Origin of the sequence: Thermus aquaticus (assembly GCF_001280255.1) — a bacterium.
Classification (GTDB): Bacteria; Deinococcota; Deinococci; order Deinococcales; family Thermaceae; genus Thermus; species Thermus aquaticus.
This window is the reverse complement of record NZ_LHCI01000106.1, coordinates 291,388-308,337: the sequence shown is the minus strand read 5'-3', so window position 1 is coordinate 308,337 and position 16,950 is coordinate 291,388. Positions and strand designations below refer to the sequence as shown.

The window sequence follows — 16,950 nt, the reverse complement described above, 5'->3', positions numbered from 1 at the left end:
ACCCCGGGAAGGCCTTCCCGGGGTAGACCCAAAGTTCACGGGCTCAGGGCGCGGGCCAGGTCACGCAGTAGGGCTTGAGGACCGCATACTTGCCGCCTCCGTACTGGGAGAGCATGGCCTCCTGGACCCCCTTCTCCGGCCACAGGTAGTCCACCACCAGGGGGGCGTCCTCGTTCCCTGCCCCGCCCAGGTTCCAGGGGCCCGCCTCCTTGCCCACGGGGCGGAAGTGGTCGGGACCATAGCCGTCCTGGCTCCCCACCAGCACGTAGAAGCAGACCTTCTGGCCGGAAGCGGGGTTGAAGTACTTCTTGTCCACTTGCAGGATGACCTGCTTGTCCGCCGGGTTGCTGGCCACCACCACCCCGTCCGCCGTGTCGGTGCCGTCGGGGAAGCCCACCCGCTGGCCGTACTGGGGCCAGCCCGCCGCCTTGAGGAAGAGGTCCCAGGGGTGCTCGGGGTCAAAGGCCACCTTGGCCCCTTTGGCGAAGGTCTCGGTTTTGCCCCCTTCCTTGTAGTCTATGTAGACGTTGATGAGCTGGTGGCTGAAGCCGGCAGGGGCGCCCCAGGGGTTGGTCATCTCCTTGAAGGTGAAGACAAAGGTCCAGGTGGCCCCGCCGTCCAGGATGCGCATCTCCAGGAGGTCAAAGAGCCCCTTAAAGGGAGCGAAGGCCTGGTCCTTGGGGTAGGTGTAGGTGCCGGGGCCATGCTCGTCCCCCTCGGGGTCCTTGACCACCAGCACCTCCTTGCCCGCCAGGCGCTGGGGGAGGCTCAGGGCCAGGGGGTTGCCGTTCGGGGCGATGTCCAGGATGCGACCCTCTTTTTCTAGGACTATGGCCAGGCGAAGGGTGTCCCCGGCCTCCGCCTTGAGGGTGGTGTAGGGGATGCGCATCTCCACCACGTCGCCCACGAAGGCCCGCCTACCCGCCAGGTCGGCGGGGGAGCTGGCCAGAACCCAGGCCCCGTCCCGGTAGGCGTAGCGCACCAGCACCCCCTGACCCTCCCGTACCTGGTTGAAATCTAGAGTGATCCGTTGTTGCAAAGGAAAGCCCAAGGAAACCTCCCCGCCCTCGGGGAAGGCGGCCCCGCCCTCCTCCCTGGGGGTGGTGGCGTAGACGTGGAGGCGATACCCCTGGCCCACCAGGTCCAGGGCTCTGGTCCCGTCCCGCAGGTCCACCCGGAGGTAGACGTTCTGCTCGTCAAACCCCAGGTAGAGGCCTTTGATGAGGTCGTCCGGGGTCTGCATGGTGGTGCCGTCGGCGTCGGGGAGGTAGGCGGCCCCTTTCCACTCCTCCGCCTCGGCCCGCCCGTCCAGGTTGGGCTTCAACCGCCCTGGGGTTCCCTGGGGTTGCACGGGGGGGCGCACGGCGATGTAGAGCTCCTCCGGGGGCTTCTGGCCCAGGGTTTTGTAGACCGCCTGGAGGATGGAGCGGAAGGCCTCATCAAAGGGGGGGTGGTTGGGGAAGCCGGTGTCCTGGCCGTACCACCAGAACCAGTCGGAGGCCTGGGCGGCGTAGATGAGGCCCATGGCCTTCTCCACCACCTGGGGGTCGCCACCCTGGTCCTTGTAGGCCATCACCGCCTGCCGGGCCCGGCTCAGCCGGTCCCAGGCCTCGTTTTCCTCCGGCTCCCCGGCCCACATGGCGAAGTCCCCGGCCCAGCCCCCGGTGCCCAGCCTGGCGATGGGCAGGGAGGGGAGGTTCAGGACCTCGGAGAAGAGCACGGTTTCCAGCGTGCCCTTCTTCTGCTCCTCCGCCAGGCGCTTGTAGAGGAGGCGGCGGAAGTCGTTGCCGTTATTCGGGTAGTTCTCCCAGGCGTTCTCCCCGTCCAGGGCGATGGTGAGGACAGCGTTGGGGTTCTGGCCGATCACCTGGCGGCGGATCTCCAGGAGGGTGCCGATGAAGTCCTCCACCGCCCGCTCGGCGGGCATCTGGCTGTAGCTGAAGCCGATGCGGTCCGAGAGGTCCCGGTGCCGGAAGAAGAGGACCACCTGCTTGCCGTTTTTCTCCACCCGGTAAAGCCGGGTGAGGGTGGCGGGGTTCACGGGGAAGCCGCTCTTGCCCAGGATGGCCTCGTCCGTCACCAGGAAGCCGATGCCCTCCTCGGCGTAGAGCTCCGCGGCCTTCTGGCTCACGGCCCCTTCGGGAGGCCACATCCCCTTGGGGGCCTTGCCGAAGAGCTTCTGGAAGTAGTCCCGCCCGGCCCGGACCTGCCAGCGGGCGTCCTCCGGCCAGGCGATGGGCTCTTTGGGCAGGGCCAGGGCGGGGTTGGACTCGCGGATGGCCTCCTTGTCTATCAGGATGGGCAGGATGGGGTGGTAGTAGGGGGTGGTGATGAGGTCAATCTGGCCCCGCTCCCAGAGCTCCCTGTGGAGGGGCAGGATGGTGGCCATGAGCTCCAGGTGCTTCTTGAGGACGTAGGCCAGGTCCTCCTGGGTGAAGCCCCGGTCCTTGCGGTAAAGGGCCTTCAGCCCAGGGTCCCGCTCAATGTAATCCACGTTGATCCAGTAGAGGTTCCAGAGCACCCGCAGGTCCTGCAGGTCCTGGTCGGCGAAGGTCTCGCCCCGGATTTTCTTGGCCTGGAGCTCCTTGTAGCGGGGGCTTTTTTCCACGAAGCGGGGGTTGATGTCAAAGAAACGCTCCACGATGAAGGCCCGCTCCTCTTGGGAAAGCTGGCCCAGGGGCTTTTCCGAGACCCGCCAGTAGGCGTCTTTGGCCTTCCCCGAGAGGTAGTCCTCAATCTGCTTGAGGAGGGTGGAAGTGTAGTCAAAGGTGACCTTGATCTCGGGGAACTCCTTGAGGACCTCGGCCATCCAGGGGTAGCTGTTCGTCCCGTGCATGCGCACCCATGGCCCCTCGTATTGCCCGGTGACAGGGTTCTCGTAGGGGGGCTGGTGCTGGTGCCACAGGATGGCCACCTTGAGGGGCTGGGCAAAGACAGCGCCCAAGGCCAAGACGAGTGTGAAGAAGGTTCTTTTCATGTCTTCTCTCCTCCTTTAGATTAGAAGGGAACGAGGCCTGCTAGCGTGAGGCGCGGGGTGAGATCGGCGGACACCTCGAGGCCCAGGTAGAGCGTGCCCAAGCCTATCTTGCGCTGCCCTTGGGCATAGAGGCCAAGCCCGTTGTTCCATGCCAGTCCCGCTTCGCCAGAGAAGCCTAGAACCTGCCCCTGGAAGCCCACTTGTGCGGCCAGGGTTTGGTAATCGGTGGAGAGGCGGAGAAAGGGTGCGGGTTCCAGGGCGCGGTAGAGGAGCTGCAGGCGCGCCTCTTTTAGCCCCACAAAGCCATTCCTGGGGCCTTCCAAGACGAAGACGCTTTGGTTGCGGAAGAACAAGCGGGAAAGGCCAAACCCTGTGGGCTCGCTGCCCGCCAGGTCTAGGCTGAAATCTCCCAGGGTGGAGGCCAGGTAGAGCTCCGCCTCCAGGTCCTTCTCCTTGTAGCCCAAGGCCAGCCGGGCCCCCAGGCCTTGTCCGGCGGTGAAGCCGGTCACGCTCTGGCCGAAGGTGGCCCCTAGGTTCAGGGTGGGCTGGAGGGCTCCAAACTGGGGGAGGTTTAGGGCCAGGAAGGCCCCGCCTCCCGTGGCCCCGGAGGGAAGATGCCAGCCCCCGGTGGCGAAGACTGCGTCCACAAAGAAGGAAAAGCCCTCTAGCTTGCCCCCCAGGCTCCCCAGAACGTAGGCGTTCTGGCCAGGCACGGCCCCAAAGTAGAGGCCTAGGTCATACTCCCCGGCCCGAGTGCTGAGGCCCAGGGTGGTGAGGCCCACGCCAAAGCTGTCCACGTAGCTCAGGAAAGGGCGGGAGAAGAGGGGCGCGTTGAAGCCCATGGCCAGGTTCAGATCCTGGTACCGGGTACCGATTCTGCCGGACTGGAAGAGGAGGCCTCCCCCGCTTTGGCCTGCCAGGCTGAAGGCCAGGTGTAGGTCCTCTGCCTGGTAGGTCAGGTGCAAGAAGGCCTGCCCTTCCTGGACCTTGAGCCCCTCCACGTCGATCCTCCCGTGGAGGAAGCCTTTCAGGCCCAGGCCCTGGGCTCCGCTCTTGATCTTGAGGACCCCGTTTTCCCGAACGAGCTCCACCACAGCGTTTTTGCCGCCAAAGCCGTCATCGGTGGTGTCCAGAGCGTTGGGGTCTTCGGTCCAGACCCCGTCTACGTAGTACTTGTATTGATGCCGGCCCGGAGGCAGGTCCAGAAGGATGTACCAGACCCCGTTGGCCCCTTTATACATGGGGGTTTCGCCCCAGCCGTTGAAGCTTCCTCTGAGGCTGACGCTCCGGGCCTGGGGAGCGTGGTAGGTGAAAAGTACCTTACCCTCCACCAGCCGGGGTGGCCCCGCCTCATAGCTGGCGGTGGCCTCTTCCCCAGGGACCCGGATTACCCCGTTGCGCCCACCATAGCCATCATCGGTGGTTTCCAGAGCGTCCGGGTCCTCTTTCCAGGCGCCGTCTACGAAGTACTTGTACTGATAAACCCCCGGAGCTAGCTTTACGGTGACGCACCAGTTGCCGTCGGGCTGTTTGGTCATGGGGAGCGCCCCAGGGTCCCAGTTGTTGAAGCTGGCGGGTAGGGTGACCAGCTTGGCCTCGGGAGCGTAGTAGCAGAAGACCACCCCTTCCGGCGTGATGCGGGGTGGGGCGGCCCAGGCCTGGGCCAAGACCAAAACCAAAACCAAAACCAAAACCAGTAGGAAAAGGGTTCTTTTCACCGTCAACACCTCCTAGAAGCTCACCGCCGTGCTCACCCGGAATACGGGGCGGAAGCTCTTGTACGCGTCAAAATCGCCCTCTCCCAGGCTCAGGCTCAGGGTGAGGCGCTCCAGGCTGAGGTCGGCCTGGGCGTAAAAGGTGGCCAGGCTCTCCGTGGGTCTCAGAAGGCTCTTGGCGAAGAACCGCCAGGGGGCCTTGCGGGCCTCACCCTCCAGGTAGAGGGTGTAGCCAAGGGTGTCGCTGAGGCTGAAGCCGGTGTTGGCCTTGAGGGCCAGGTCATACCCCTCCGCCTTGCCGTACCAGGCCAGCTCCAGGAGCCCAGAAAGGCGGTTTTGGCTCGGGCTGGCGGCGTATTCCAGCTTGGCGTAGGGTCTCAGGTCCTGGTAGGTGTTCTTCCACCCCTCGAGGCCAAGCCCAAAGGTGCGCCTGGCGCTCCCGGTATAGGTGAGGCCGAAGGCCTTCAGGGTGAAGCCCGCCAGGTCCTCGTTCTTCAGTTCCCCATACACCTCCGCCTGGGCGTTTTCCCGCCAGGGTTCGCCAAAGAGGCGGGTTTCCGAGGCCCAGCGTTGGGAGAGGTAGGCCCGGTACTCAGGGGCCACATGGCGGAAGCCCAAGAGGTAGCGAAAGCCAGTTAGGGGGCTTGGTCCCTGGAGTTGGGCTTCCACGGCCACACCCCCCACGCCCTCTGCAGTGCCGTAGGCCACCTCACCCAGCAGGCGGTGTCCGCTCAGGTCTGTCCCTGCTTGCAAGGCTAGGGCGTGGTGAAGCTGGTCCCCGTAGGCCTTGTAGGCGTAAAGGCCCAGGAGGTCCACGGTCTCCACCCGGTCGCGGTAAAGGGTGAGGAAGCCTGTATCCTGACCCAGGCGGGCCACGTGGACCTCCAAGGGCCGAAGGTCCAGGCGGAACCCGGTGCCACTCCCCCAGCCTTCGGCTTGGGAAACCCCTAGAAGGTCCCCCGCCTGGCCCTCCTTGAGGTTGTAAAAAAGGCGGAGGCTAAACCCCTCTCCCCGGAAACGGAGCTCGGCATCCCCCAAAGCTAGGGGCTCCCTAGCCCCTCCATAGAAGTAGGCCCGACCCTCGGCGGCCCCACCGGCGAAGCGCAGGTTGAGGTTGAGTTTGTGGGTGGCCTCTCCCTGGAAGAAGCTGCCGCTTTCCGGGTCCTGGACCCAGCCCGTGGAGAACTCGTAGCTTCCAGAAAGCCCCCCGGCCAGGGCCAGGCCTAGAAAAGCACCGATGGCGGTGAATCGCTTCCACATAGAACTCCTAATGGAGCCCCGGGAAGCCGGGGCCCCAAGAAGGCTTTACTTAAAGCCCTTAATGGTGTCCTCCATGATCAGGACCTCATTCTCCACCTTGTAGGCGTAGGCGATGCGGTTGCCGTCGCCTTGGCCAGTAGGCGGGGTGGGGTCTTCCACGTCGTCCCAGCTCCCAGCGGTGTACTTGTACTCCAGCCAGGGCGAATAGTCCACCCGGTTGACCTGGATGGCGGCGTCGGGCAAGACCTCCACGGGCTGGTCAAGGGTGATTTCCTTGACCCACTTGCCACCAACCTGGGTCATGGCCTCGTGGTTCCAGCCGTTCATGACCCCAGCCACGTGCACCGTGCCCGTGAAGCCCTGGGGCGGGGTGGCCTCGAGGCGGATCGCATTCACCGTAAAGGGGGTCTTGTTCGCCCGGCCCTGTTTGTTCCACTCGTTGACGATGGTGGCCTTGCCATTCCCCTCATCGGTGATCAGGCTGCTCCGGTTGATACCCCGGTCAAAGCTTTCAGCGCCAGCCCAGTTAAAGTTGCCATCGGTGCTCCCCACGTACTTGTAGTGGATGCGCATCCCCGTGTCCAGGGTCACTTTGGTCTGGAAGCTCCCCGTTTCTCCCGGTACAGGGCTCATCTTAATGGGGCTTGTGTTCCAGCTTGTGAAGTCCCCTGCCAGGTAAACCGCGGTGTAGTCTTGGGGCACGTTGGTCACCTTGAAGGTGACCTCTACCTTGTCCCCAGTTCCTACAGGGGGCGTGCAGGCGGCGAGCCCCAGCATCAAAAGGCCAACTGCCCAGAAAGCCGGCTTTTTCATAGCTCCACCTCCTTCGGGAGCCCCTGTGGAAGGGGTTCCACTTTCATGGCTCCTTCATTATATCCCGCACCCGGCTTTGTCAATATGGGGGCATGGTCCTTCTTTTCAAGCCTCTTGAGCTACGGGCGCTCCGCCTCAAAAACCGCCTGGCCATGTCCCCCATGTGCCAGTACTCGGCCACCCTGGAAGGCCAGGTCACGGACTGGCACCTCCTCCACTACCCCACCCGGGCCCTGGGCGGGGTGGGGCTGGTGATGGTGGAGGCCACGGCGGTCCTCCCCGAGGGCAGGATCAGCCCCTTTGACCTGGGCATCTGGTCCGAGGAGCACGTTGCGGGCCTCACCGAGCTCGCCCGCCGCATCCGGGAGGCGGGGGCGGTGCCCGGCATCCAGCTGGCCCACGCCGGGCGCAAGGCGGGGACGGCCCGGCCCTGGGAGGGAGGCAAGCCCCTGGGGTGGCGGGTGGTGGGGCCAAGCCCCATCCCCTTCGCCGAGGGCTACCCCGTGCCCGAGGCCCCGACGGAGGAGGGGATGGCGAGGGTTTTGGAGGCCTTCGTGGAAGGGGCCAAAAGGGCCCTCCGGGCGGGCTTCCAGGTGGTGGAGCTCCACATGGCCCACGGCTACCTCCTCTCCTCCTTCCTCTCGCCCCTTGCCAACCGGAGGGAGGACCTTTACGGGGGAAGCCGGGAGAACCGGATGCGCTTTCCCCTGGAGGTAGCCAAGGCGGTGCGGGAAGCCCTGCCTCCGGAGCTTCCCCTTTTGGTGCGGGTCTCGGCCACGGACTGGGCGGAAGGGGGGTGGGCCCTCGAGGACACCCTGGCCTTCGCCGAAAGGCTCAAGGTCCTAGGGGTGGACCTCCTGGACCTCTCCAGCGGGGGGGTGGTGCCGGGGGTCAGGGTCCCCGCCGCCCCGGGCTTCCAGGTGCCCTTCGCCGACGCCGTGCGGAAGCGGGTGGGCCTGGCCACGGGGGCGGTGGGCCTCATCACCACCCCGGAGCAGGCGGAGACCATCCTCCAGGCGGGGAGCGCCGACCTCGTCCTCCTGGGCCGGGTCCTCCTCCGGGACCCCTACTTCCCCCTGAAGGCGGCCAAGGCCCTGGGGGCAGAGGCGGGGGTCCCGCCCCAGTACCTGCGGGGCTTTTAAATACCCCGCCCTGGCCACGGCGGGGCACTTAACCGCCTTTGAGGAGCTCCAACAGGGCCTGGCGGTGGGCCTGGTAGGCCGCTCGCCCCTGGGGGGTGAGGCGAACCCAGGTCCTGGGCCGCCTTCCCTGGTACCCCTTTTCCACCTGCACGTACCCGGCCTCCTCCAGCTTGGCGAGATGGCTGGAGAGGTTGCCCTCCGTGAGGTCCAGGGCCTCCTTGAGCCAGGTGAACTCCACCTGGGCTCCTTCCCCCAACGAGGCCAGGAGGGCCATGAGCCTCAGGCGGGTTTCCTGGTGGATTACCGGGTCCAGCGCCACAGGAGCCTCCCCCCGTAGGCCAGGCCCAATAGCCCCACCAAGCCCATACCCAGGTGGAAGTGCTCCGGGAATAGGCGGAAGAGAAGGAGGTCTAAGGCGAAGAGGCCGAGCCCGGCCCAGGTGATCCCAGGAATCTGCCAGAGCGTGCCCACGTAAGCGTAGGCGAAGGCCACCAGGCTGATGAGGAAGCTTTCCCCCTCGAGGTCCTTGGGCGGCAGGAGAAAGATCCAGTGGAGGAGGAAGAAGAGGGTGAGCAAGCTCCAGAAGTAGAAGGTCTGCAGGCCCAGGGGAGTCCGCACGCTTACCCCCTGCCGGAATCCCAGGTAGAAGGAAAGGAGACCCCCCAGAGGGCTCGCCACGGTCCAGAAGCGCTCGGCCATCCCCGGGCTCCACACCGTGAGGAGGCTACCCATCGCCCAGATCCCGCCCCAGAGCACCAGGATCCAGCCCCCTAGAAGGGCCAGCCTGAGCCTGGTTTCCCGCTCGGTCTCTTCCAGGTTCCGCCAAAGCACCTTAGCCTCTTCCTGTTTCACAACCCACCTCCTCCGAAAAGCACCCTCAAGTACCCGCCACCTCCGGAAAACCCCAGGGGAAGGGCGTACCCCCCGCCGAGGCCCAGGAGCCAGCCCCCCTCCCGCCCGGAGAGGAGGAAGGCCCGGACCCCCAGGTCCAGGAGAAAGCCGCCTCCCGCCCGGCTTTCCCCACCAAACCCCAGGACGGGCAGGAGGTAAACCCCCTCCCCCCAGGGGAGCAGGGGACCTACCAGAAAGGCCCCGCCGCTACCTGAAGGCCCACCCCAGGCTTCCCCGCCTATGGCGATCCCCTGGAAGGTGCCAAACCCTCCGCCGCCTCCCTGGAGGCCCCCCTGGAAGCCCACAAAGCCGTAGCCCAAGGAGCCTGCCAGGGCCGTGCCCAGCAGGAGGCCGAGACTCAGGACCAGGGTTCGCATGCCTCACCTCCTACAAATAGGTTTGTATCACAGAGTACTGTGCGTGTCAAGGGGTCAGCGCCAGGCCCCTTCCGTTAAACTTTCCCCATGAAGGCCATAAGGGTGCACCAGGTGGGCGGGCCGGAGGTTTTGCGGCCCGAGGAGGTTCCCGTACCCGAGCCGGGTCCTGGGGAGGTCCTGGTCCGGATTTTCGCCAGCGGGGTCAACTACATTGACACCTACAAGCGGAAGGGCCTCTACCCCATGCCCCTTCCCTTCACCCTGGGAGAGGAGGCCGCCGGGGTGGTGGAGAAGGTGGGGGAGGGCGTGGTGGGGGTGAGAGTGGGGGACCGGGTGGCCTTCGCCACCGTCCAGGGCTCCTACGCCCAGTACCAGGTGGTGCCCGCCGAGAGGCTGGTCCCCGTCCCCGAGGGCCTGGACCTGAAGCTGGCGGCGGCGGCCCTCCTCCAGGGGATGACCGTCCACTACCTCCTGGAGAGCGCCTACCCCGTCCGCCCCGGGGACCAGGTCCTCATCCACGCCGGAGCGGGGGGCGTGGGCCTCCTCTTCATCCAGTGGGCCAAGCGCAAGGGGGCCACGGTCTACGCCACCGCCAGCACGGAGGCGAAGCGGGCCCTGGCCCTCGAGGCCGGCGCCGACTACGCCCTCCCCTACGAGGGCTTCGCCCAGGCGGTGAAGGCCCTCTCCGGGGGCGGGGTGGACGCCGTCTACGACGGGGTGGGGAAGGACACCTTTGAGGGGAGTCTGGAGGCTTTGCGGCCCCGGGGGTTCCTGGTCCTCTTCGGCCAGGCCTCGGGGCCTGTTCCCCCCCTGGACCCCCAGGTCCTGAACCGCAAGGGAAGCCTCTACCTCACCCGGCCCACCCTCCACCACTACACGGCTAGCCGCCGGGAGCTCCTTTGGCGGGCGGGGGAGGTCTTTCGGGCCCTCCGGGAGGGGTGGCTTAAGGTGCGGGTTGGGGCCGAGTTCCCCCTGGAAAAGGCCAAAGAGGCCCACGAGGCCCTGGAGGGGCGGAAGACCGTGGGCAAAGTCCTCCTAATCCCCTAGGAAGCGGGCCCGCCAGGCCTTTAGGCCCTCCTCGGGCAGGCCCGCCCCCCGCACGGTGCAGGCCAGGGCCGAGAGGGCCACGGCCCCCTTCAGGACCTCTTCCAGGGTTTCTTTTCCCATGGAAGGGAGGCTTTCCCTGACGAGGCCCCTCCTAAAGAGGAGGGCGAGAAGCCCGGCGGTGAAGGTGTCCCCGGCCCCCACGGTGTCCACCACGTCCACCCTCTCCCCGGGAACGCGCACCTCCACCTCCCCTAGGAAGGCCACCGCCCCCTCGGGGCCCAGGGTCAGGACCTTGAGGGTGGGGGGGAGGCCGCGCACCGCCTCCAGGGGGTCATCAAAGAGGAGGCGGGCGTCATCCCAGGAGAGCTTGAGGAGGTCCACCCGCTCCAGATACCCGAGGATCAGGGCCCGCTCCCGGGGGGTGGGCGGGTTGCGCAGGTTGGGGTCGTAGGAGAGGAGAGCCCCTTGGGTCGCCTCCAGGAGGGCCTCCACGCCCTCTTGCGCCCGGGCCTCGAGGGCCAAGAGGGAGCCGAAGTGAAAGGCCCAGGCCCCCCGCGCCGCCTCCGCCTCCGGCCGGTAGGGGGCCTGGAAGGGCCGGTGGAAGCTGTAGTGTGCGTTGCCCTCCCGGTCCAGGCGCACCAGGGCCAGGGGCATGGGGGCAGGGTGGCGGAAGAGCCTGGGGTTTAGCCTCCGCCTTTCCATCTCCCCTTCGCACCAGAGGGAAAGCCAGTCCGTCCCCACCTCGGAGAAGAAGCGCACGGGAAGGCCAAGCCGGGCCAGGGCGCTCGCCGTGTTCAGCACCGAGCCCCCCAGGGCCCCCGTGAAGCGCAAGGGGTCTTCCTCCTCTAGGACCAGGTCCACCAGGGTTTCCCCCACCAGGGCCAGCATGATGCCCCACTTTACATTCCGGGGGGAAGAAGTGGTATAATCGCCGAGAACGCCTAGGGAAAACCCCCTTCCTTCGCGGTGAGGTCCTTTATAGGAGGTGCAGGATGCTTGGAGGATATGCCCACAAGCTGGCCCGCATAGACCTGTCCACCGGCCACGTGGAGTACTTCGCCCCCGACCCCAAGGACCTGGAGATGTACGTGGGGGGTCGGGGCCTGGGGGTCAAGTACGTGTATGAAAACGGCCCCAAGGTGGACCCCCTGGGCCCCGAGAACCTCCTCTGCATCATGAATGGCCCCCTCTCCGGCACCCGGGCCAAGATGTCGGGACGGCTGGCCGTGGTCACCAAAAGCCCCCTGACCGGCACGGTCACCGACAGCCACATGGGGGGGTGGACCGCCGCCAAGCTGAAGTGGGCGGGGTTTGACGGCCTCCTCATCAAGGGGGCCTCGGAAAAGCCCGTCTACCTCCTGGTCAAGGACGGGGAGGTCTCCATCCACGACGCCTCCGACCTCTGGGGCAAGACCACCCACGAGGTCCACCGCATCCTCCGGGAGCGGCACGGCGAGGAGGCCGACGTCATGGCCATCGGCCCCGCCGGGGAGAACCTGGTCCGCTTCGCCAACTGGATCAACAACGACGAGCGGGCGGCGGGCCGCGGGGGCACCGGGGCGGTGGCGGGCAGCAAGAAGCTGAAGGCCATCGTGGTGGTGGGCAAGCAGGACCGCATGCCCCAGCCCAAGGACCCCGAGCTTTGGCGGGAGGCGGACCGCCTGGCCTCGGCCACCATCAACGACCCCAAGAACGTGACCGCCCCCAAGAAAGGCGGGCTCTCCCTCTACGGCACCAACGTCCTCATGAACATCACCAACGTCATGGGGGCCCTGCCCACCTTCAACGCCCAGCACACCTGCATTGAGGGGGCGGAGAAGATCTCCGGCGAGTACATTCGCGAGCACCGCCTCATCAAGGACAACACCTGCCACGCCTGCCCCGTGGCCTGCAAGAAGATGGTGGAGGTCCACGTGGACGGCAAGACCATCCGCTTTGAGTCCTACGAGTACGAGTCCGCCTGGGCTCTGGGCGCCCACGCCGGCCACACCGACACCGACTGGACCGGCTACGCCATCTACCTCTGCAACGCCTACGGCATGGACACCATTGAGGCGGGCAACGCCATCGCCGTTCTCATGGAGGCCACGGAGAAGGGGTACTACCAGGGGGCGGACGGCCTCCGCTTCGGCGACAAGGAGGGGGAGGTGCGGGTCCTCGAGGCCATCGCCTTCCGCCGGGGCGTGGGGGACATGCTGGCCGAAGGCCCCGCCCGCTTCGCCAAGGCCATCGGCCACCCCGAGATCTCCCTGGAGGTCAAGGGCCAGTCCATCCCCGCCTACGACCCCCGGGGCCTCAAGGGCATGGGCATCGCCTACGCCACCTCCAACCGGGGGGCCTGCCACCTCCGGGCCTACACCCCCGCCTCGGAGATCCTGGGGGTGCCCTACAAGACGGACCCCCTGGCCTGGCAGGGTAAGGGTGAGCTTACCAAGCTCTTCCAGGACCTCTCGGCCTTCACCGACTCCCTGGACCTCTGCAAGTTCAGCCAGTTCGCCGAGGGGCCCGAGGAGTACGCCAAGCAGCTCGCCGCCTACTGGGGGCGGCCCGTGACCCCCGAGGAGATCCTCAGGATCGGGGAGCGCATCTACAACCTGGAGCGCCACTACAACAACCTGGCGGGCTGGGCCGAGGGCTCGGACTACCTGCCCCAGCGCTTCCTCCAGGAGCCCTCAGATTGCGCCGGCTCCAAGGGCCAGCTCACCGAGCTGGACCTCATGCTGGAGGAGTACTACCGCGCCCGGGGCTGGGAGCGGGGCGTGGTGCCTCCGGCCAAGCTTCAGGAGCTTGGCATCCTCCCCCAGGCGGCGGACTAGGAGGTTTTTGGGGCCTGGGGCTTTGGGGCCCCGGGTCCCCTATACTTTTCCCATGCCCAAGGTGAACCTCTACGCCACCTTCCGCGACCTCACGGGCGCTTCCCAGGTGGAGGTGCGGGGCCGCACCGTGGGGGAGGCCCTGAAGGACCTGGTGGCCCGCTACCCCGCCCTGGGAGCGGAGCTTTTTGAAGGGGAGGAGCTTTTGGAGCGCGTTTCCGTCTTTCTGGAGGGCCGGGACGTGCGCTACCTGGAAGGTCTTGCCACCCCCCTGGAAGAGGGGGCCACCCTGGACCTCTTTCCCCCGGTGGCCGGCGGCGGAAGCCTGGGCGGGGAGTTCGGGGCCCTGCCTCCCTGGCTTTTTGAGGCCTACCTCCGCTCCTGGGGCGGCGAAAAGGAGGCCGAAGGGGTCTTCCGCCTCCCCGGGGCCCGGGTGCGCTTCGCCGAGGCGCCCCCTTTGGAGGTGGGAAGCCTCCGCATCCCCCGGCTTCGGGTGGAGGTGGAGGGGGAGGAGGCCGAGGCCTGGTGGGGCCGGATCGCCCTGGCCGCAAGCCGCGGGGGCGGCTAAGCACGCCGCGGCAAGGGCCCTAGAAGAGCCTGCCTTCCAGAAAGGCCCGGCTCCTAGGGTCTTGGGGCGCCTGGAAGAAACGGGAGGCGGGGGTCACCTCCACCACCTGGCCCAGGTGGAGGAAGAGGGCCCGGTCGGCCAGGCGCCTGGCCTGGAAGAGGTCGTGGGTGGCCAGGACCACGCCCCGCCCTTCCCTGGAAGCCTCCTTTAGGAGGGCCTCCACCTGGGCGGTGTTGGCGGGGTCCAGGCTGGCGGTGGGCTCGTCCAGGAGGAGGACGCTGGGCTCCACCAGAAGGGTTCGGGCCAGGGCCAGGCGCACCGCCTCCCCCCCGGAGAGCCCCCGGGCGGGGCGGTGGGCCTTTTCCCAGAGCCCCACCCGCTTTAGAAGGACCTCCGCCCGGCGGAAGGCCTCCCTCCTGGGCGTGCCGTGGAGAAGGAGGCCGAAGGCGGCGTTCTCCAGGACGCTCCGGCGCAAAAGGGGCGGGGTCTGGGGCAGGTAGGCCCTGAACCCGCCCTCCACCCGGCCCGCCTCCGGGGAAAGGAGCCCCGCCAGGATGCGCAAGAGGGTGGTCTTGCCGCTTCCCGAAGGACCAAGGACGGCCAAAACCTCCCCCGGGTGGACCAGAAGGCCCTCCACCTCCAGGACGAACCCCGGGTGTCGGTGGCGGATCCCCTCGGCTAGGAGCGGCTTCATTCCCGCTCCAGGATAACCAGGAGGGCGGTGACCAAAAGGGCCAGGCCCAGGAGGACCCCGCCCAGGGCCAACGCCGCCTCCAGCTCCCCCTTGCGGGTCTCCACCACGACGGCCGTGGTCAGGACCCGGGTCTGGTGGCGGATGTCCCCGCCCACCAGGGTGGCCGCCCCCACCTCGCTGATGGCCCTTGGCCTCCCGCACCCTGGCCGGGTCCTCCTCGGGGCCCGCTAGGAGGAAGTGGTTCTCCGCCAGGCAGAGGCCCTGGGCGATCCGGCCCCTGGCCAGGGCCTCCCCTTCCAGATCGGGGGCGTGGACCAGAACGGCGTTCACGTCCTTCCTTTCCGCCAGCCTCAGGGCCTGCCCCGTGCCCACGGCCAGCACCTGGACCGGATGGGGGAAGGGGGCCAAGAGCCGGTCCAGAAGCCCCGAGTCGTACACGCTGGTGGTGGTGGCGAGCCTCAGGGCCTGAGCTCATAGGAGGAAGGGGAGAAGGAGCCAGAAAGCCCGCATGGCCTTAGCCTATAGGCGTGGAAGCCCTGGAGGCCTTTGTGCGCCACTTTCAAGAGGGGCGTTACTTTGAGGCCCACGAGGTCCTGGAGGAGGCCTGGCGGAAGGCCGAGGGCGAGGAGCGGCGCTTCCTCCAGGGCCTCATCCTGCTGGCGGCGGCCCTGCACCGGGGAAAGGGGGGAGTCCGCAACCTGAGGAAGGCGGAGGCCAAGCTTTCTGGCCTTCCTTCCCCCTACCTGGGCCTGGACTGGGAGCCCCTTTGGCAGGAGGCCCGGCGTAGACTTGGGGCGTGAAGACGGAGGTCCTGGTCTACCGCGGCAACCTGGTGGAAAACCGGCACCGGGTCTCCCTGGCCCTTTACGGGGAGGAGGGGCTTCTGGCCTACGGCGGGGACCCCACCCTAGTGAGCTACCTGCGCTCCTCGGCCAAGCCCTTTCAGGCCCTAGCCCTTTTCCTCTCGGGGGCGGTGGAGCGCTTCGGGCTTGGGGAGGAGGAGATCGCCTTAGCCACCGCCAGCCACGACGGCACGCCCCGCCACGTGGAGGTGGCGGCCCGCTTCCTGGAAAAGCTGGGCCTGGGCCTTGAACACCTGGCCTGCGGGGTCCACCCGCCCTTCTCCCGGGAGGCCCGGGAGGCTTTGCAAAGGGCGGGGAAGAGCCCCACCCCCCTCCACCACAACTGCTCCGGCAAGCACGCCGGCATGATGGCGGCCGCCTTGGCCCTGGGGGCCCCCGTGGAGGGCTACGAGCGCCCCGAGCACCCGGTCCAGCGCCTCAACCGCAAGACCCTGGCCGAGCTTTCCGGCGCCGAGCCCCTTTGGGCCACCGACGGCTGCAGCGTGCCCACCTTTGCCCTCCCCCTGGCCCGGGCCGCCCGGGCCTTCTACCTCCTGGCCCAACCCGACCGGGCCCCAAAGCCCTACCAGGAGCCCCTGCGCCGGGTGGGGGAGGCCATGCGCCGCCACCCCGAGCTGGTGGCGGGGCCAGGGAGCATAGACACCTTCCTAATGGAGAGGCTTCCCCTTTTGGCCAAGCGGGGGGCGGACGGCTACTACGGCCTGGCCCTTTTGGAAAGCCCCAGGGGACCTTTGGGCGTGGCCCTCAAGGTGGAGGATGGTTCCGCCCAGGCCCGGGAAGTGGCGGTGGTGGCCCTTTTGCGGCTTCTTGGCCTCGAGCCCGGCCCCACCCCTTGGGACCGGCCTGAGGTGCGGAACCACCGGGGGCTTCCTGTGGGGCACCTGGAGGCCAGGCTGGAGCTTTCTTGGGTCTAGGGCTTCTTGCGGAGTTCCTCCAGGATATCCGAGGTGTTCTGGGCCACCCGGATCAGGGAGACGCTGGCCTCCAGAAGGATCCGCAACCAGATGGCGTAAAGGAGAAAGCCCAAAGGCGCCAGGACCACCAGTAAGGCCCTGGCCCAAGGACTCGCCGAAGCCGGCCAGGCTCCAGCCTAGGGCGATGGCGTAGAGAATCCCCGTGAGCCTGAGGGTGATAAAGCGGCGGAAGCTCAGGTCAAAAAGGGCCTGAAAGAGCCTTTCTAGTCTTGCTCTGTCAAAGCGTCCCTGGGCTTGCCTTGCAAAGGTCGGGATAATGGGCGTATATTCCCGCCCTGATGGGCAAGCGAGGCTTCCTTCGCAGGGAGGCAAGCCCCAAGGAGGTGCTGGAACACTGCCTGCGCCTGGCCCGGGAGGTGGCTCCACCCACCCCCAAGGGCCAGCGGGGCCGCCCCTGGCGCTACGACCACGGCCTTTACCTGGCCCTTCTTCTCTTCCGCGCCTTCTTCCACCTCACCTACCGCAAGACGGAGGCTCTGCTTCAGGACCTCATGGAAGCCCCCTTCCCCTCCCATCAGTCCTTGGCCCACTACGCGGTGCAGCGCCTGGACCTCAAGCTCCTGGAGGCCCTACTGGAGAGGCTTTCCCGGGAGCTGGTCCGGGGGCACGCGCGGCTTGTGTTCCTTCGCCGGGAGGCAAGCCCCAAGGAGGTGCTGGAACACTGCCTGCGCCTGGCCCGGGAGGTGGCTCCACCCACCCCCAAGGGCCAGCGGGGCCGCCCCTGGCGCTACGACCACGGCCTTTACCTGGCCCTTCTTCTCTTCCGCGCCTTCTTCCACCTCACCTACCGCAAGACGGAGGCTCTGCTTCAGGACC

General features: G+C 67.2%; 17 protein-coding genes and 2 pseudogenes. 7 read left to right on the top strand and 12 right to left on the bottom strand.

Going from position 1 to position 16,950, the window contains the following annotated elements:
- Positions 1-43: 43 nt before the first annotated feature.
- The 4 genes from BVI061214_RS02600 to BVI061214_RS02585 are packed head-to-tail and all read right to left on the bottom strand — an operon-like array spanning position 44 to position 6,765.
- The gene (locus BVI061214_RS02600) at positions 44-2,977 is read right to left on the bottom strand and encodes a glucodextranase DOMON-like domain-containing protein (protein ID WP_053767169.1); all 2,934 of its coding nucleotides are present in this window, start codon (positions 2,975-2,977) and stop codon (positions 44-46) included.
- Positions 2,978-2,997: 20 nt separating this feature from the next.
- A complete protein-coding gene (locus BVI061214_RS02595; protein ID WP_162208006.1) occupies positions 2,998-4,695 on the bottom strand; it encodes a glycogen-binding domain-containing protein in 1,698 nt (565 codons plus the stop codon).
- 12 nt (positions 4,696-4,707) lie between these two features.
- Positions 4,708-5,952: a hypothetical protein gene (locus BVI061214_RS02590; RefSeq protein WP_053767167.1), complete on the bottom strand. Its 1,245-nt coding sequence runs from the start codon at positions 5,950-5,952 to the stop codon at positions 4,708-4,710.
- A gap of 45 nt (positions 5,953-5,997) precedes the next feature.
- On the bottom strand, positions 5,998-6,765 hold the full coding sequence (locus BVI061214_RS02585) for an early set domain-containing protein (protein WP_053767166.1): 768 nt from the start codon (positions 6,763-6,765) through the stop codon (positions 5,998-6,000).
- Between the two features lie 92 nt (positions 6,766-6,857).
- On the opposite strand from BVI061214_RS02585, the gene BVI061214_RS02580 reads away from it, so the two are divergent.
- Positions 6,858-7,907 carry an NADH:flavin oxidoreductase/NADH oxidase gene (locus tag BVI061214_RS02580; RefSeq protein WP_053767165.1) on the top strand — a complete coding sequence of 350 codons (1,050 nt, stop codon included), beginning with the start codon at positions 6,858-6,860 and terminating at the stop codon, positions 7,905-7,907.
- A 28-nt stretch (positions 7,908-7,935) separates the two neighbouring features.
- Here the strand turns inward: BVI061214_RS02580 and BVI061214_RS02575 are convergent, their stop codons facing one another.
- The 3 genes from BVI061214_RS02575 to BVI061214_RS02565 are packed head-to-tail and all read right to left on the bottom strand — an operon-like array spanning position 7,936 to position 9,175.
- Positions 7,936-8,226: a winged helix-turn-helix domain-containing protein gene (locus BVI061214_RS02575; RefSeq protein ID WP_003047308.1), complete on the bottom strand. Its 291-nt coding sequence runs from the start codon at positions 8,224-8,226 to the stop codon at positions 7,936-7,938.
- Complete coding sequence (locus tag BVI061214_RS02570; protein ID WP_053767164.1) at positions 8,208-8,759, bottom strand: hypothetical protein; 552 nt, start codon at positions 8,757-8,759, stop codon at positions 8,208-8,210. The genes BVI061214_RS02575 and BVI061214_RS02570 overlap by 19 nt, the downstream gene beginning before the upstream one ends.
- Positions 8,756-9,175, bottom strand: a complete 420-nt coding sequence (locus BVI061214_RS02565; RefSeq protein ID WP_053767163.1) for a hypothetical protein — start codon at positions 9,173-9,175, stop codon at positions 8,756-8,758. The genes BVI061214_RS02570 and BVI061214_RS02565 overlap by 4 nt, the downstream gene beginning before the upstream one ends.
- A gap of 87 nt (positions 9,176-9,262) precedes the next feature.
- On the opposite strand from BVI061214_RS02565, the gene BVI061214_RS02560 reads away from it, so the two are divergent.
- Entirely contained in the window at positions 9,263-10,222 is a 960-nt protein-coding gene (locus BVI061214_RS02560; RefSeq protein WP_053767162.1) for a quinone oxidoreductase family protein, read from the top strand.
- On the opposite strand, the gene BVI061214_RS02555 is transcribed toward BVI061214_RS02560, so the two are convergent.
- Entirely contained in the window at positions 10,211-11,110 is a 900-nt protein-coding gene (locus BVI061214_RS02555) for a carbohydrate kinase family protein (RefSeq protein WP_053767161.1), read from the bottom strand. The two genes, BVI061214_RS02560 and BVI061214_RS02555, sit on opposite strands and share 12 nt — an antisense overlap.
- A gap of 104 nt (positions 11,111-11,214) precedes the next feature.
- Here BVI061214_RS02555 and BVI061214_RS02550 point away from each other — a divergent pair, with 104 nt between their 5' ends.
- Both BVI061214_RS02550 and BVI061214_RS02545 read left to right on the top strand, forming a co-directional pair.
- Complete coding sequence (locus tag BVI061214_RS02550; protein WP_053767160.1) at positions 11,215-13,038, top strand: aldehyde ferredoxin oxidoreductase family protein; 1,824 nt, start codon at positions 11,215-11,217, stop codon at positions 13,036-13,038.
- A 52-nt stretch (positions 13,039-13,090) separates the two neighbouring features.
- A complete protein-coding gene (locus BVI061214_RS02545; protein ID WP_053767159.1) occupies positions 13,091-13,603 on the top strand; it encodes a ubiquitin-like small modifier protein 1 in 513 nt (170 codons plus the stop codon).
- A 19-nt stretch (positions 13,604-13,622) separates the two neighbouring features.
- Here BVI061214_RS02545 and BVI061214_RS02540 read toward each other — a convergent pair whose 3' ends face one another.
- From BVI061214_RS02540 to BVI061214_RS14165, 3 genes and pseudogenes are all read right to left on the bottom strand, one after another.
- Positions 13,623-14,297: an ATP-binding cassette domain-containing protein gene (locus BVI061214_RS02540; RefSeq protein ID WP_053767158.1), complete on the bottom strand. Its 675-nt coding sequence runs from the start codon at positions 14,295-14,297 to the stop codon at positions 13,623-13,625.
- Positions 14,294-14,482 (bottom strand): annotated as a pseudogene (locus tag BVI061214_RS12415) (ABC transporter permease); the annotation flags it as partial. The gene BVI061214_RS02540 and the pseudogene BVI061214_RS12415, both read right to left, overlap by 4 nt.
- 1 nt (position 14,483) lies before the next feature.
- Positions 14,484-14,759 (bottom strand): annotated as a pseudogene (locus BVI061214_RS14165) (substrate-binding domain-containing protein); the annotation flags it as partial.
- Positions 14,760-14,824: 65 nt separating this feature from the next.
- Here BVI061214_RS14165 and BVI061214_RS02530 point away from each other — a divergent pair.
- A complete protein-coding gene (locus BVI061214_RS02530; protein ID WP_053767156.1) occupies positions 14,825-15,097 on the top strand; it encodes a DUF309 domain-containing protein in 273 nt (90 codons plus the stop codon).
- Positions 15,094-16,074 (top strand): asparaginase, encoded by a 981-nt coding sequence (locus BVI061214_RS02525; RefSeq protein WP_003047338.1) that lies wholly within the window; start codon positions 15,094-15,096, stop codon positions 16,072-16,074. Before BVI061214_RS02530 ends, BVI061214_RS02525 begins: the two co-directional genes overlap by 4 nt.
- Here BVI061214_RS02525 and BVI061214_RS13690 read toward each other — a convergent pair.
- Entirely contained in the window at positions 16,071-16,202 is a 132-nt protein-coding gene (locus BVI061214_RS13690) for a DUF4282 domain-containing protein (RefSeq protein WP_248841710.1), read from the bottom strand. The two genes, BVI061214_RS02525 and BVI061214_RS13690, sit on opposite strands and share 4 nt — an antisense overlap.
- 210 nt (positions 16,203-16,412) lie before the next feature.
- On the opposite strand from BVI061214_RS13690, the gene BVI061214_RS13685 reads away from it, so the two are divergent.
- Positions 16,413-16,950, top strand: a 538-nt coding sequence (locus BVI061214_RS13685; protein WP_248841709.1) for a hypothetical protein, incomplete at its 3' end; no start/stop codon positions are given.

What these genes read in the sequence shown, in the direction of transcription:
- BVI061214_RS02540 (WP_053767158.1), bottom strand. Translation starts at nt 14,297, where the DNA reads ATGAAGCCGCTCCTAGCCGAGGGGATCCGCCACCGACACCCGGGGTTC.
- BVI061214_RS02600 (WP_053767169.1), bottom strand. Translation starts at nt 2,977, where the DNA reads ATGAAAAGAACCTTCTTCACACTCGTCTTGGCCTTGGGCGCTGTCTTT.
- BVI061214_RS02545 (WP_053767159.1), top strand. Translation starts at nt 13,091, where the DNA reads ATGCCCAAGGTGAACCTCTACGCCACCTTCCGCGACCTCACGGGCGCT.
- BVI061214_RS02555 (WP_053767161.1), bottom strand. Translation starts at nt 11,110, where the DNA reads ATGCTGGCCCTGGTGGGGGAAACCCTGGTGGACCTGGTCCTAGAGGAG.
- BVI061214_RS02580 (WP_053767165.1), top strand. Translation starts at nt 6,858, where the DNA reads ATGGTCCTTCTTTTCAAGCCTCTTGAGCTACGGGCGCTCCGCCTCAAA.
- BVI061214_RS02565 (WP_053767163.1), bottom strand. Translation starts at nt 9,175, where the DNA reads ATGCGAACCCTGGTCCTGAGTCTCGGCCTCCTGCTGGGCACGGCCCTG.
- BVI061214_RS02590 (WP_053767167.1), bottom strand. Translation starts at nt 5,952, where the DNA reads ATGTGGAAGCGATTCACCGCCATCGGTGCTTTTCTAGGCCTGGCCCTG.
- BVI061214_RS02560 (WP_053767162.1), top strand. Translation starts at nt 9,263, where the DNA reads ATGAAGGCCATAAGGGTGCACCAGGTGGGCGGGCCGGAGGTTTTGCGG.
- BVI061214_RS02585 (WP_053767166.1), bottom strand. Translation starts at nt 6,765, where the DNA reads ATGAAAAAGCCGGCTTTCTGGGCAGTTGGCCTTTTGATGCTGGGGCTC.
- BVI061214_RS02550 (WP_053767160.1), top strand. Translation starts at nt 11,215, where the DNA reads ATGCTTGGAGGATATGCCCACAAGCTGGCCCGCATAGACCTGTCCACC.